The sequence below is a fragment of the Streptococcus suis S735 genome, from assembly GCF_000294495.1.
Classification (GTDB): domain Bacteria; phylum Bacillota; class Bacilli; order Lactobacillales; family Streptococcaceae; genus Streptococcus; species Streptococcus suis.
In genome coordinates, this window is record NC_018526.1 from 218,964 (window position 1) to 233,377 (window position 14,414).

Below are 14,414 nucleotides of genomic sequence, written 5' to 3' on the forward strand. Positions count from 1 at the left end.
TTGTACGGACAAATTTCTTTTGTGTTATCATTGTATCCGATTTCAAAAAATAATGCAAGCGTTTTTGCTTAGTTTTTTTTAATTTTGAAATGAATTTTGTTATAATGTTGATAGTTGTATGTTATTTGACAGATGAATTTGCGAGGAAATGATGAAAAAATACCAAGAAATTTATAATGACTTAAAAGAAAAAATACGGACAAATGTTTATCCGGCAGAAAGCTCCCTACCGACAGAACAGCAGCTTCAGGAAATCTATGGTGTTAGTCGTGATACGGTTCGTAAGGCGTTGGCGATTTTGACTGAGGGAGGTTTGATTCAAAAAGTGCAAGGGCGTGGTTCAATGGTCCTTAAGCAAGAAATTCTCAATTTCCCAGTTTCAGGTTTAACTTCCTATCAGGAATTGACAAATGTTCTCCAGCTTTCTACCAAGACAGATGTTGTCAGCTTAGATATGATTACCGTTAATAGTAGCCTTTCGCACTTGACAGGCTTTGAGCCGTATAGCAAGGTGTGGAAAGTTGTCCGTACACGTTCGATTGACGGTAAGGTCTCCGTTGTGGATACAGATTATCTTGCTGTCGATGTCGTGCCAGAGTTGACAACTGCTATTGCTGAAAAATCCATCTACGAATACCTAGAAAATAAGTTAGGCCTTGATATTGCTTATGCACAAAAAGAGATTACGGTAGAGCCGACCAATCGAGAAGAGCGTGAGCTAATGCAATCGAAGGATGATTATTTGGTCTTGATTAAATCTCGTGTCTATCTCGGTGATACCCAACAATTCCAATATACAGAAAGCAAGCATAAAATTGATAAATTCCGCTTTGTAGATTTTGCTCGTAGAAAGCATTCTTTATAGGAGAGATTAGCCAAATCAAGTTTTTTACGCTATAATAGATAGAAGAAGAGGTAAGATATGGCAAACTTAAATCGATATAAATTTACATTTGGCGAGAAGCAATTAACTTTGACAACTGAGCATGATAATTTATTCATGGAAGAGATTGAGCGTATTGCACAGGAAAAATACCAAGCCATCAAAGAAAAGATGCCGACGGCGGACCCTGAAACCCTCGCGCTTTTGTTGGCAATCAATGCTCTATCCGTTCAACTAACGCGCGAGATGGCATTTGAACAAAAGGAACAAGAACTTGCAAGCGTCAAAGAAAAGGTTTTGAAAAAGAATGTGACCTTGATTGACTTAGATGAGCTTGAGGACAAGGTATGATTTCATTAGCAATTATTCTCATTTTGGCATGGAGTTTCTACATTGGCTACAGTCGTGGTCTAGTTCTACAGGCCTTCTATAGCATGGGAAGTATTATTGCCCTGGTGGTTGCGACGGCTACTTATAAAAAATTGGCATCCTTCCTTTATCTCTGGGTGCCATTTGCCAATGCTACTCAGGGGAGCTCCAACTACTATTTTGATGAGAAATATCTCTTTGACCTAGATATGGTATTTTATGCGGGATTGGCCTTTCTTTTGATATACGTCTTGGTTTACGCTATTGTGCGTTTCATAGGAATATTTGTCCATCTATTAGAGGCTTTTAATCCTGATACAAAAACGACCAATCTCATAAGCGGCGCCTTGGCTGTCTTGGTGACTTTTATTTCTCTTCAGATTGTCATGGTCTTGCTATCAACTATTCCGTTAGCGATGATTCAAGATAAATTGCACAGTAGTTTTCTTGCCAACATCATGATTCAGTACACACCATTCACTAGTAGCTTTTTAAAATCTCTCTGGTTGAGTAATATAGCAGGGTAAGGTAGGCCTTATCCTTTTTATCGTCATTTATAATACTCTTCGAAAATCAAAACCAGACGTTGTTGATTTGATGAGTGGGAAAGACTATATTTTTATCTTTTATTGTTTTGATAATGAGATAAAGCTAAGGAAAAGACTAAGTAGGAATATATGAATAATAAAATTATTGAAACCCTTGAATTTCACAAGGTAAGACAAAAAATTGAGCCCTATCTCTTGACGGAACAGGGCTTTGAAGAATTACGACAGTTGGAGCCCATGGTGGAAGTCCATCGTATCCAACAGGCCTTCGACGAGTTGACAGACATAGCGCAGATTTTTGTGGAAAATCCCTATTTCAGTCTGGCTGCTACTAGTGACATCGGTCCAGCCATGCGTCGTTTGGAATTGGATACAGACCTCAATATCGCTGAATTATTAGCTGTTAAAAAGGTCTTGGAAGTTTCTAAATCTCTCTTGGATTTTTATGGAAATCTGGAAAATGTCAGTCTTAGCCAGTTGGATAAACTCTTTGAGAAGATTGAGCTTTTTCCACATTTACAGGGCTCCCTCCAGTCCATCAATGATGCTGGTTTTGTAGAGGATTTTGCCTCAGAAAAGCTGGCTCGTATTCGAAGAAAAATCCGTGAAGCTGAAGATCAAGTTCGTCAGGTCATGCAGGATATTTTGAAGACCAAGGGCGACATGCTGTCCGATAGCATTTTGGCAAGCCGTAATGGACGCAATGTCCTTCCTGTTAAAAATACCTATCGCAATAAGATTGCAGGGGTTGTCCATGACATTTCAGCTTCGGGTTCGACCGTTTATATTGAGCCGCGGGCAGTGGTGACCTTGAACGAAGAAATCAGTCACCTACGTGCAGAAGAACGCCATGAGCTCAACCGTATCTTGCAGGAATTGTCGGATATGCTCCGTCCGCATGGTGGCGTGATTCGTAACAATGCCTGGCTTATCGGACATATTGATTTCGTCCGTGCTAAGCATCTCTTTGCGCGTGATCATCAAGCAGTTGTACCCAAACTATCTGAGAAGCAGGATATTGCCCTTCTCAACGTTCGGCATCCGCTCATTGCTAAGCCTGTACCAAATGACCTTTATTTCGGTAGTCAGTTGACGGCTATCGTGATAACAGGTCCCAACACAGGTGGTAAGACCATCATGCTTAAGACCTTGGGATTGACCCATCTGATGGCCCAGTCTGGTTTGCCTATCTTGGCTGATAAGGGCAGTCGGGTAGCTATCTTCAAAGAAATTTTTGCGGATATTGGGGATGAACAGTCGATTGAGCAGAGTTTATCAACCTTCTCCAGTCACATGACCCACACGGTGGAAATTTTAAGAGCAGCTGATCAAGATTCTCTCATTCTCTTTGACGAGTTGGGAGCTGGGACAGATCCGCAGGAGGGTGCGTCTTTGGCTATGGCTATTTTGGATGACCTTCGTCTGCGGGGGATCAAGACCATGGCGACCACCCACTACCCTGAGCTTAAGGCCTACGGGATAGAAACCTCTGGTATTGAAAATGCCAGCATGGAGTTTGATAGCAATAGCCTGCGTCCGACCTATAAGTTTATGCAGGGTGTTCCTGGTCGCTCCAATGCCTTTGAAATTGCCCGCCGTCTTGGTCTATCTGATATTATTATCCAGTCAGCCCAATCTTGGACGGATACAGATAGCGATGTGAACCGCATTATCGAGAAATTGGAAAGTCAGACGGTTGAAAGTCGTCAACGTCTGGATAAGATTCGTGATGTGGAGCAAGAAAATTACAAGATGAACCGAGCCCTCCGCAAGCTCTATGACGAGCTCAATCGTGAGCGGGAAAATGAGCTCAACAAGGCACGCTTGGAAGCCAAGGAAATTGTAGATATGGCATTGGCAGAAAGCGAGGATATTCTCAAAAATCTCCATGCTGCAGCTAGTCTTAAGCCCCATCAGATTATCGAAGCCAAGGCAGAGCTGAAAAAGTTGGCGCCTGAAGTGGTGGATCTGTCTAAAAACAAGGTTCTGAAGAAAGCTAAAATTAAGAGGGAAGCCAAGGTGGGCGATGACATTATCGTTACAGCTTATGGACAACGCGGGACCTTGACCAATCAGCTCAAGGACGGGCGTTGGGAAGCTCAGGTTGGCTTGATTAAGATGACCTTGGCTAAAGATGAGTTTGAGTTAGTCAAGGCGGAAAAGGCAGAGCAGCCTAAGAAACGCCAGGTTCACACAGTCAAACGTGCCAATGTACGAGGACCAAAAGCCCGCTTAGATCTCCGTGGCAAACGTTACGAAGAGGCTATGATGGAGCTGGATGAATTTATCGACCAGGCCCTTCTCAATAACCTAGCCCAAGTCGATATTGTCCACGGTATTGGTACTGGAGTCATCCGAGAAGGGGTGACCAAGTACCTACGCCGCAACAAGCAGATCAAGGAGTTCGGCTATGCTCCACAAAATGCAGGTGGATCAGGCTGTACTATTGTGACGTTTAAATAGCAATCAACCGATGGGAGATTCTTATGATTATCAGAAAATATCAAACCAGTGATGAAAAAGGCTGGGTTTACTGTAAGGCACTCAGCTACCTCTTCTCTCCATTCTTTGATGATAGAGAAACAGAGAAGCCCGAACTAATGACAGACGTTTATGATCATCGTGTGGAATGGGTGGCTGAAGTAGATGGACAAATTGTTGGTCTAATCGACATCGATATTTACACTGAGGAGTGCAGCCAGTCTTATATTTACGCACCAAGTAAGCGAACAGCTTATTTTACTAACCTAGCAGTCCACCCTGATTTTCAAGGGCAGGGCATTGCCCAGGCGCTTTTTGAAAAAGCAGAGCAGGAGTTGAGAGCGCAAGGTGTAGAGAAACTAGCCATCTTTACTCGTGAGGATGATGCAGCCAACCATTTATATCAGAAATGGGGTGGTGAGGTAGTCTGTTCGGATTATCTAGTGGTCGGAGCGCCACAAGATGTTCCAACCTTCCGCTTTGGAATTGATTTAGAGCGAGGTAGATTGTCCTTTTCAGATATGGAAGGTCAGCCAGTTCCCTACTATTTGAGAGAAGGTGTTTATGTAGTCAGCGAAGAAGCTGGCTTGGATCTCTTTGACATAGAAGATGTCTATCAAGAATTAACCTATGTGGTGGATTTAACAGAAAAAAGTTGAAACATTTTCAACTTTTTTCTTTTTGTAAATGAATCTGGTACGTGATTCCCCCCTCGTCCTCCTGCGGTCTAGTTTAGCTATACCTATTTTTTACAACTGAAATTCTTATAGGTACGTTTATCTCATGCTTCATCCCGTAGCAAAAATTCGCTTTCTGTTTTTTTTTGGTGTAGAATGATAGTAGAAAAACAGAAACGGAGAAAATTATGGTTCAAGTTATTACAGATGCAAACTTTGAAGTTGAAACACAAGAAGGCGTAGTCCTTGTTGACTTTTGGGCACCATGGTGTGGTCCTTGTCGTATGCAAGCACCAATTTTGGAGCAATTGGCAGATGAAGTGGACGAAGATGAATTGCGTATTTACAAGATGGATGTTGATGAGAATCCAAACACAGCTCGTCAGTTTGGTATCATGTCTATCCCAACTCTTTTGTTCAAAAAAGATGGACAGGTTGTGAAACAAGTTGCTGGTGTCCACACGAAAGATCAAATCAAAGCTATCTTGGCAGAGATTGGTTAATTGAAAATGAAAGCAAGTGGTGGATCGACTACTTGCTTTTTTTATAATCAGACTTACTTTTGTGATTATTTTCTAATATAGTCTTTTAGTATTTGCTCCAACTATCTGGGAGATAGTGGGAGGTTGGAAATATAGAAACGATATTTCCTAGCTCGTCGAAGTAATAAAAGAAAAACTAAATGACGATATTTGCTAAGATATAAGATTGTGAAGGTTGGCACAAGATGTTATAATAACCTTATCATTGTCATTTTAGAAAGGTTAGATATGTCAACTATTAGTTACAAACCATTAAATCTCTATCGTCAGTTTAAAACAGCGGCTCAAGAGTTTCCAAATGTTGCCATTTATTTTGACAAACCCTACGCATCTTTCCCTGAATTAGGATTGGAAAATACCTATCAAACAGTTTTTGAAGCTATTCAAAAAAGAGCTGCCCAATTTGCAGCAGCAGGTATTGGCTATGGGGACAAGGTAATTCTATATAAGAGTCCAGCCTTTGATACCTATTTGTTAGCAGTAGCGGTAACGGCATTGGGTGCTGTTCCTGTTATGATTTCCTACCATTTGCCATCTTCGAATTTAGATGTGTTTGCGGAGCGATTGGAAAAGTCTTTCATTGTCTACGACCAAGAAACAGAAGAACGTGTAGCAGGAATGACTCGAACTGACCTGGTCACAAAGATATTTTTACCCCAAGTCCTAGTGCAAGAAGCAGTTGCTTTTGAAGAAAATCTCCTGCCAGAAGATGTCATTCAATACATGACTCATACTTCAGGGACGACAGGTGTTCCAAAACTAATCTGCCATACAGCACAGACCATGGGCTGGCGAGTAGCTTGGCAACAAACTATTTTTGACAAGATGACGGAGAGAGGCTTGCTGGCCTTCCATATCTCCCCTGTACATTCACGCTATAATATCGGCGTGTCGTCGGCGATTGGGTTAGGATTCCCCCTCTACCCACTTTCTTCTGCAAGAAAAGATGATGTTGAACGGGCACTTGCTCTTCATCGTCCAAGTGCTCTGGAAACCCATCCTAATAACTTTGTCCAATGGGCAAGATTGGCCAAGGAAAAACCAGAGGTCTTTAGTAGCATTCGTTATTACCATTCAACCTTTGATGCTATCAATATTGGTACGCTTCGCGCCTTCTTGGAGGCTTCTAAAGAGCAAGATCCAGTCTTTATGCAGGTTTATGGTCAAAGTGAATGTGGTCCAATGATTTTACGTTACCATCGCTTGGAAAACCTAGGAACAGTTAGCGGACGAGATATGGGGATTGGTCTGGAAGGTTACACAGAAGCACGTATCACAGATGCCCAAGGGAATCCTCTCCCAGCTGGAGAAAACGGGCATATCCAGTTCCTGTCAAAAGGCCGTGCTGTGACTTACTACAAAGAAGATGCCCGCTTCCAAGATAATGTGTACGGTGCTTGGTGGGATAGTGGTGACTACGGCTGCATGACTCCAGAGGGCACGCTTCTTCTAAAAGACCGTCAGGTTGACCTCATTGAGCACATCGACAGCAACCTTGCCTTGGAAGACTTATTGTTGGATAAATTGGACTTTTTATCAGAAGTCGTGATTATCCGCGATGTCAATGGTGCACCGCAGCCGATTATCGCTCTGGCAGAAGATGCTGAGATGAACTGGGAAGCTTGGTGGGCCATGGTTGCAGACCTACCACTATTGAAAGAGCCCATCTTGATGGCTTATGACGACATTCCACGTACTGCGACTATGAAGGTTCAACGCCTCAAAATGGAAGCAGAAATGAAAGAAAAAAATCTGTAAGAGTGACGAAACCACGCTTGCAGATAAGAAGGAGTTCACATGAAAGAAATTTATCTAGCAGGCGGTTGTTTCTGGGGAATGGAAGGCTACTTTTCCCAGATCGATGGTATTCTTGACACCAGCGTTGGCTATGCCAATGGACAGGTGGAGACGACCAATTATCAACTCCTCAAACAAACAGACCACGCAGAGACGCTCTATCTAGCCTATGATGAGACTCGTATCAATTTGCGGGAAATTCTCCTCTACTATTTCCGCGTCATTGATCCTTTCTCTGTCAATCAGCAGGGACCTGACAAGGGTCGCCAGTATCGGACTGGTATCTATTACACAGATGAGGCTGATTTGCCGACCATCGAGCAGGTCATGACGGAGCAGTCCCAGCTCTTTGGTGGACGCCCCCTAGCTGTTGAAGTGGAGCCACTCGCACATTACATTCCCGCCGAAGACTACCATCAGGATTATTTGAAGAAAAATCCCCAAGGGTACTGCCATATCGATCTTGGGCAGGCAAAAATCCCTCTGATTGATGTTGCGGACTACCAAAAGCCAGACCAGCAAGTCTTAAAAGACAGCTTGACCGACCTCCAGTATCAAGTCACTCAAGAAGCTGCGACGGAAAGACCCTTCGAAAATGAGTTTTGGAATAGTGAACAAGCTGGCATCTACGTCGATATTACGACTGGCGAGCCACTCTTTCTCTCGACGGACAAATTCGACTCAGGCTGCGGCTGGCCCTCCTTTACCAAACCAATCAGCAAAGAAGTTGCGACTTATTTCCAAGATAAGTCCCACGGCATGAACCGTATCGAAGTCCGTAGTCGGGCTGGTCATGCTCATTTAGGTCATGTCTTTGATGACGGACCGCGTGATAAAGGTGGTCTCCGTTACTGTATCAACTCAGCAGCCCTTCGTTTCATACCGAGAGAGGAAATGGAAGAAGCAGGATATGGCCTGTTTTTGGATTTGCTTAAATAAATTTATGAACGCAGAAAGTCTATTCGCAAAGAATAGGCTTTTTGTGTATTAAAATTGTATGTTTAAAAAGATGATTTTGATATAATAATCTATATAGAGATTTTATTTAAGATGTAAATGTACAGAAAGGTTATGAAAATGATTCTTAGTAAACGTTTTAAAAATAGAAGAAAGGAACTTGGCTTTACTCAAAAGGAGCTTGCAGAGGGAATTTGTGAGCAGAGTTTGATTAGTCGAGTTGAAAAATTAGGAGTTGCTCCTACATCGGATATATTATTTGCCTTATCACAACGCTTACAGGTGTCTATGGACTATTTTTTTGATGAAAGTGTATCAGATAAAGCGCCTGATATTACGGTATTTAAACGATTGGTGGACAAAGCTCTGTTCACTCGTTCCTATGATCAACTGGCTTATCTTGTAGAGGCAGAGAAGCAGAAAGAAGCTGTTCATTCGCAGGAAAGCAGTGAATATTTAACTTATCTGGCTTGTATAGTGGACTTTCATCATTATCATAAGGAGGATATTGCAATTGGATGTATGGAAGAACTTAGTCATCGAATCAGTAAGAAATCTAGTTTTTATCTGGATGTATACAACAGCTTGGTTAATTTTTATGCCTTGGCTTCTCGAGATGAGGATTTAGATGGTTTGTATGAGGGGATTTCAGAAAAGCTTAGCCACTTGGATATATCAAACACAGAGTGTTTTCATAAGTATATCAAGATTCGCTACAATCACGCTCACTATCTTTTTAAAAGGAAGAGGCAGTCACAGGCAATTGATGAATTGACAGACCTAATTGAAACATTGCGAGATAAGAAGAGTTGTTATTTTTTGGCAGATATGCTTTGTTTAATCGCAAATGTCGGAGAGGGATTTCTATCAAAAGATGAAATTCTCTCCTACTATAGAGAAGCAGAATGTCTATTCAAATTTTTTGGTCCGCAAAATAGTTATCTCAGTTTAAAAGAATATCTATCAAAGGTTATTTAATAATCAAGTATAGATTCTTTTATAAAAATAATTAAAATGGATTGAAAATCGACTGTTAATATGTTAAGATAAAATAAAAAAGCTATATCAACGAACGTTTGAAAACATGTTGATTTTGGTTACGGGTTCTAATGATAGGGAGGTGGTGGAGTCCACCTCCTTTTTGTGCAAATGGGGTTCGTTATGAAAAAAGTATTTACTTATTTATCTACTTTTAGCGTCTGTCTCTTCTGTATATGGTTAGTGAGTCTGCAACTCGATTCTTTAATTTATCATTACTATCCATCGGTTTCCATATTAAGTCGAGGGGAAGAAGTGACCTATGAAGAAGTGTCGGATGCCCTGACAAATTTAGCTGAAAAGGAAAATAGTCTAATTGCTAAGACAATAACAGAAACAGATGATAGTGGGCGAACTACTACCAGTTATGATGTTTTTGGGAAGGGGGAGCTTCCACAGGGCTTGGTCAAAGCGGATAGGTTAGTAGCTAGTCAGGCCAACTTAGCTGAAAATTACTATGTTGTAAAAGGTAATCTGGACATCAAAGTGGTAGAAAACGTCTTACAGTCACTGGGATTGGTGGATAGCTATATTTATAGACCGACCCTATTAAACAGTTTAAGTCTATTTCTTGGTAGGGGAGCTCCGAGCTTAGGCCTTATTATCTTTATACTCACCAATCTTGCATTGACAGTAGTTGGGCAGATTGTCTACTTGCGGTCGGCAGGTATAGAGATGCTTTCAGGGGTGAGGAGTTGGCAGATTGCTAGTCGTTTTTTAAGAGTGGATGGAAGAGATATAGCATTGGCTACAGGAGGAGCGCTTGTTTTTGGATTAATTGCTATTTTAATTTTGGGTTGGCCAATGGTATATTATCGTTTTGTAGCAATCGGTATCGCCTTTTATGCTTGTTTGCTTTTTTTCCTATCTTTATCGACAAGTATTGGATTCATGATTGCATTAAACATTTCTCAGTTACAAAAGCTAATTAAGGGAGCTTTGCCTCTCAAGGCGATTTTTGCTATTTTACTAGTAGGTCAGTGTTTAGCGGTTTGCATCATCTCTATTGGTGCTAGTCGAACGTTGACATATGTTGGAGTTCTCCATACACTAACGATAGGAGAAAAGGCTTGGCAAGAAAGACAAGATGTTTTTAGTCTGTCTTTGAATCGTGAAGCATTCATAGCTGATGAAGCGATGGCCCAGCAACAAAGAATGGCTTGGTCTCATGTAATTTTAGAATCATATGCGAAAAATAATGTAATGTTAGTCCAGCACCATTTACGGCATAACACAATAAAAGAACATACCATCATTGAATCCAGCAAGGAAATTCCTCTAGAAAGGGTGCTGTATGTGACGCCGAATTATATACAATCAGAAGGTGGACTGTACGATTTCAATCAGCTGGAAGAGATAAAGCAATTAGGTAAAGGAGAAATTGCATTATTATTACCAAAGAGTTTGCAAAATGATGCGAGTGTTTACCAAGCGTATTTTGAGGACATGGTAGGAAAATTGCTTGCGGATGGAGAAGGATCCATAAGTTTGCATTCAAATGTTTATTACATTTCCGATGAGAAGCGATGGTTCATTTACAATCATACCCCGATAAATTATGAGCAATTTTTACAGGCTCCGTTGATTGTTGTTCTATCACCTGAAAGTTTTGAAGAAACGTCCTATTTTTGGGAAAATGCGTTACCAGATTTTGTATTTTTCAAAGATAAAGAGATGCTGGAACAACTGTTGGACAAATACAATTTACAAAACACAATAGGTAGCTTGTTATCTAGCAAGCAACATTACAACACCCTGAGAAAAAATGTTCAACTTGAAATTCTTATGACCCTATCTCCGACAATCCTTGGAATATTCACTTCCATACTATTGTTCAATACGATGAATCTTCTATACTTTGAGACCTTCAAAAGAGAAATAGCCATCAAGCGGATAGCAGGGATGGGTTTTATCGAATTGCATGGTTCTTATCTAGGAGAACAAGTCGGCTCCGCTCTTATTGGGATGGGTTTGGCAATGTTTATGACAAAGTCAGTTATTGTTAGCCTAGGAGTAGTTGTGGCTTTGTTGATAAATAGTTGGATGTTACTGAACAATCAAGCGAAAAGGGAAGAAAAAATCCAGTTGAGTGTATTAAATGGCAGATAGTTAATGAGGTGAAGTTAGAATGAAAGGAAAATTTGTACTTGTATCGACGATCATTCTAGCCGTCTTTATGATTTGGTTGGGCGTCAGTCAAAAGGAGACTATGCTAGTTCATTATTATCCTTCTGTGACTACTTTGTCGGTATCTGAGGACGTGACATATTCAGATGTACGACAGCGATTAGAAGACTATTCTCAACAGACGGATAGTGTCATTGCCAGACGAGTGATTGAGCCAAGTAAATCAGGTGGACGTACCTTTTCTTATGATAATTTTAGTCAATCTCCCCTACCAAGAGGACTAGAGGAATTTCAGGCATCAGAAAAGGTGGAGTCTGCACTTTTAACCAAATATTTTATTTTCCAAGGGAAAGCGACGGTAGAGGAGCTTCGGTCTCTTCTTGTTTCGCTTGGACTTGATGAAGTTCAGATTCGGAAGCCTTCGACTATTGCTACTTTACTCGTATTTCTGACCCAAGGTGGTCAATTCTTAGCCGTACTGGTCTTTCTTATTACGTATATGGCTTTGGTCGTGATTGCTAATGTAAGGCAGTTGCGTACAGCAGGTATCCGTTTGATTGCAGGGGATTCGCGCTGGCATTTATTTCTACTATCTCTACAGGAAAATGCGAAAGAGATAGCTCTAACTATCCCATTTGCGGTTCTTCCAGCAGTTGGACTGGCCTACCTCGTTGGATTAGATGGCTATTCTGTCTACTATCTGGTCGCAGCTCTAGTGGGCTATCATTTCTTGCTTGGTTTGATTGTCCTTTTTTTCGCTGCTACATTTACCTTGGCCATTCGAACCTATCACTTTTTACCCTTGTTAAAAGGGAAGATGCCCCTGCAAGGGATCCTGACCATTATGGTTATGGGACAAATGCTGGCTCTATTGGTGGTGTCATTTGGGATGGCTCAAACCGTCTATTATTCAGGGATTTGGCAGGAATATCAAGCAGGTGCCCAGCAGTGGGAGAATGAAGGGGATTACTATAGTTTAGCTTGGAATATTTCTGCGGATGGTCGCTCAGGACTAAATTCGCCTGAAAATTGGTATCCTTTACTAAGGCAAGCTTTGGAGGAAGACGGCGCACTCTTTGTCAAAAGTAATTTGAATGCCTATTTAATGGGCTTCCAACTGGAAGATGGAACACGCCTTGACAGCTACCATCCAGCTGGAAACACCCTCTACGTTAGTCCAAATTATTTGCAGATACAGGATGTAGACTTAGCAGAAGGAGAAGTAGCGCTCCCTTTACAAGAAGGAGAATTTCAACTTCTGTTGCCTGAAAAATTGCGCCCTGAAAGCGATGCTTATCTCCATCTTTACCAAGATTATATCAATCGTATGGTTAGACCTGCTAATCAAGCACGCTCAGCTACCATTAAGGGAAAAGTTGCCTATTTAAAAATGGGCAGAAGCAGTTTATCTACAATCATCGTTCTGGTCAACATGTGCAATACCTGACAGACCCTATTTTAGTTGTGCTGGCACCGTCAAGTCTGGGAAAAGAATCTGCTGACTTTTGGTTGAATGAAGTAGATAGCAGTATGCTATTTAAAAACAGAGATAAACTTTTACGTGAATTGAAGGCAAGAAATTTGTTTCAGTTTGTCAATGAAGTGAGAAGTAGTTCTTCCCTCTTTACGGAACTTTTAGATCGTATTCGGATAGAGACCATTTCAACATCTATGGGTGCCATTTTAGGGATTGTGACATCAATTGTCCTGTTTAATACCATGAATCTTCTATACTTTGAAGAATTTAAACGTGAGATTGTCATCAAGGAAATTGCAGGGATGGGTTTCTTGGGAATCCATAAGAAATACCTAACGCTTCAACTGCTTTCTCTCTTGTTGGCTCTTGGAGCAAGTATGGTAGTAACAGGTCACATTTTTATAAGTAGCATCAGTTTTGCCTTGTTTATGGTCAATGCCCTCTGTTTATTGAGGTGGCAGGCGAGGAAAGAAGGAGCTTGGAATGTCCGTATTTTGAAAGGAGCCTAGTATGTTTTCTGTCCAATCAATTCAAAAGAAATTTGGGAAGCGCAGCTTGTTTTCTGATGTAACACTAGACTTGCAGGCTGGAAAGGTCTATGCCTTGATAGGTGCCAGTGGTAGCGGAAAAACGACCTTGCTGAATATTTTAGCCAAGTTGGAGTCCTATGATGCAGGTGACATTCTCTACAAGGGAAAGGATTTGAAAAAGTTGAAGCCCCATCTCTTTTTTAGGGAGGAATTAGGCTATCTCTTTCAGAATTTTGGTCTTTTAGAAAGTCAGACAATCAAAGAAAATCTGGATTTGGGACTGATTAGTCAGAAATTGTCCAAAGACGAAAGGAAATCGAGGCAGGAAGCGGCACTTGATGCAGTTGGTCTGTCTTATCTGGACCTGTCCCAGCCTATCTATGAACTCTCAGGAGGGGAAGCCCAGCGGGTAGCTCTTGCTAAAGTCATCCTGAAAAATCCTCCATTGATTTTAGCAGATGAGCCGACGGCTGCCTTGGATCCTAAGAGCTCCCAAGAAATTATGGATATTTTGTTATCCTTGAAGAGCCCAGATCGGTTAATTGTGATTGCGACCCATAATCCTTTGATTTGGGAGCGAGCAGACCTTATCATAAAAATGGAAGACTTGTAAAAATTCATACTCTTCGAAAATCAAAATTATCCGTTGTCAACTTACCTTGATGAACTCCAGTTCTATCTTCGGCTTCGTTTCCTAGGCTACTTTTGATTTTCATTGAGTATCAGAAAATATTCTTGATTTTTTCGTGAAATTAGATTAAAATAAAACTAGATAAAACTGAATAACCGGTTGATATTGGGTAGAAGGGAAACTGACTGTTCAATGGACGGAACTCTGGAGAGACCATTTTGGCACCGAAGGGGCAAGGTAGTCCTGCTTGGAAAAGTAGAGCTACTGAAACTCTCAGGTAAAAGGACAGAGCGTTGAAAAATAGGCTTTTTCTGTATTTTTCACGTTGATTCTAGAGGTTGAAGTGTTCAGCCTCTT

General features: G+C 41.2%; 14 protein-coding genes and 1 riboswitch. Of the genes, 13 read left to right on the forward strand and 1 reads right to left on the reverse strand.

Annotated elements, in window-relative coordinates:
• The first annotated feature begins 151 nt into the window (after positions 1 to 151).
• The 6 genes from treR (at position 152) to trxA (ending at position 5,461) form a co-directional block, all read left to right on the forward strand.
• Positions 152 to 865, forward strand: coding sequence for a trehalose operon repressor (gene treR, locus YYK_RS01195; RefSeq protein WP_012774930.1), 714 nt, complete (start codon positions 152 to 154; stop codon positions 863 to 865).
• Positions 866 to 922: 57 nt separating this feature from the next.
• Complete coding sequence (locus YYK_RS01200) at positions 923 to 1,234, forward strand: hypothetical protein (protein WP_002935948.1); 312 nt, start codon at positions 923 to 925, stop codon at positions 1,232 to 1,234.
• Positions 1,231 to 1,779 carry a CvpA family protein gene (locus tag YYK_RS01205; protein WP_002935945.1) on the forward strand — a complete coding sequence of 183 codons (549 nt, stop codon included), beginning with the start codon at positions 1,231 to 1,233 and terminating at the stop codon, positions 1,777 to 1,779. The genes YYK_RS01200 and YYK_RS01205 overlap by 4 nt, the downstream gene beginning before the upstream one ends.
• Positions 1,780 to 1,929: 150 nt before the next feature.
• Entirely contained in the window at positions 1,930 to 4,263 is a 2,334-nt protein-coding gene (locus tag YYK_RS01210) for an endonuclease MutS2 (RefSeq protein WP_012775425.1), read from the forward strand.
• Positions 4,264 to 4,286: 23 nt separating this feature from the next.
• Positions 4,287 to 4,940 carry a GNAT family N-acetyltransferase gene (locus YYK_RS01215; protein WP_011921818.1) on the forward strand — a complete coding sequence of 218 codons (654 nt, stop codon included), beginning with the start codon at positions 4,287 to 4,289 and terminating at the stop codon, positions 4,938 to 4,940.
• 206 nt (positions 4,941 to 5,146) lie between these two features.
• Complete coding sequence (trxA, locus tag YYK_RS01220; protein WP_012775426.1) at positions 5,147 to 5,461, forward strand: thioredoxin; 315 nt, start codon at positions 5,147 to 5,149, stop codon at positions 5,459 to 5,461.
• 227 nt (positions 5,462 to 5,688) lie between these two features.
• Here trxA and YYK_RS10515 read toward each other — a convergent pair whose 3' ends face one another.
• On the reverse strand, positions 5,689 to 5,739 hold the full coding sequence (locus YYK_RS10515; protein ID WP_353735889.1) for a hypothetical protein: 51 nt from the start codon (positions 5,737 to 5,739) through the stop codon (positions 5,689 to 5,691).
• Here YYK_RS10515 and YYK_RS01225 point away from each other — a divergent pair.
• The 7 genes from YYK_RS01225 to YYK_RS01250 all read left to right on the forward strand — a co-directional run bounded on the left by YYK_RS01225 (position 5,729) and on the right by YYK_RS01250 (position 14,039).
• A complete protein-coding gene (locus YYK_RS01225; protein WP_012774931.1) occupies positions 5,729 to 7,258 on the forward strand; it encodes an AMP-binding protein in 1,530 nt (509 codons plus the stop codon). The two genes, YYK_RS10515 and YYK_RS01225, sit on opposite strands and share 11 nt — an antisense overlap.
• Positions 7,259 to 7,297: 39 nt before the next feature.
• A complete protein-coding gene (gene msrB, locus YYK_RS01230) occupies positions 7,298 to 8,236 on the forward strand; it encodes a peptide-methionine (R)-S-oxide reductase MsrB (protein ID WP_011921822.1) in 939 nt (312 codons plus the stop codon).
• Between the two features lie 117 nt (positions 8,237 to 8,353).
• On the forward strand, positions 8,354 to 9,232 hold the full coding sequence (locus YYK_RS01235) for a helix-turn-helix domain-containing protein (protein ID WP_014635840.1): 879 nt from the start codon (positions 8,354 to 8,356) through the stop codon (positions 9,230 to 9,232).
• 183 nt (positions 9,233 to 9,415) lie between these two features.
• On the forward strand, positions 9,416 to 11,401 hold the full coding sequence (locus YYK_RS01240; RefSeq protein WP_012774933.1) for a DUF1430 domain-containing protein: 1,986 nt from the start codon (positions 9,416 to 9,418) through the stop codon (positions 11,399 to 11,401).
• 19 nt (positions 11,402 to 11,420) lie between these two features.
• Entirely contained in the window at positions 11,421 to 12,866 is a 1,446-nt protein-coding gene (locus YYK_RS01245) for a hypothetical protein (RefSeq protein ID WP_228381632.1), read from the forward strand.
• Positions 12,867 to 12,949: 83 nt separating this feature from the next.
• On the forward strand, positions 12,950 to 13,405 hold the full coding sequence (locus tag YYK_RS10520; RefSeq protein ID WP_044980344.1) for a DUF1430 domain-containing protein: 456 nt from the start codon (positions 12,950 to 12,952) through the stop codon (positions 13,403 to 13,405).
• A gap of 1 nt (position 13,406) precedes the next feature.
• On the forward strand, positions 13,407 to 14,039 hold the full coding sequence (locus YYK_RS01250; protein WP_011921830.1) for an ABC transporter ATP-binding protein: 633 nt from the start codon (positions 13,407 to 13,409) through the stop codon (positions 14,037 to 14,039).
• 212 nt (positions 14,040 to 14,251) lie between these two features.
• A riboswitch (glycine riboswitch) is annotated at positions 14,252 to 14,356 on the forward strand.
• Positions 14,357 to 14,414 lie beyond the last annotated feature (58 nt).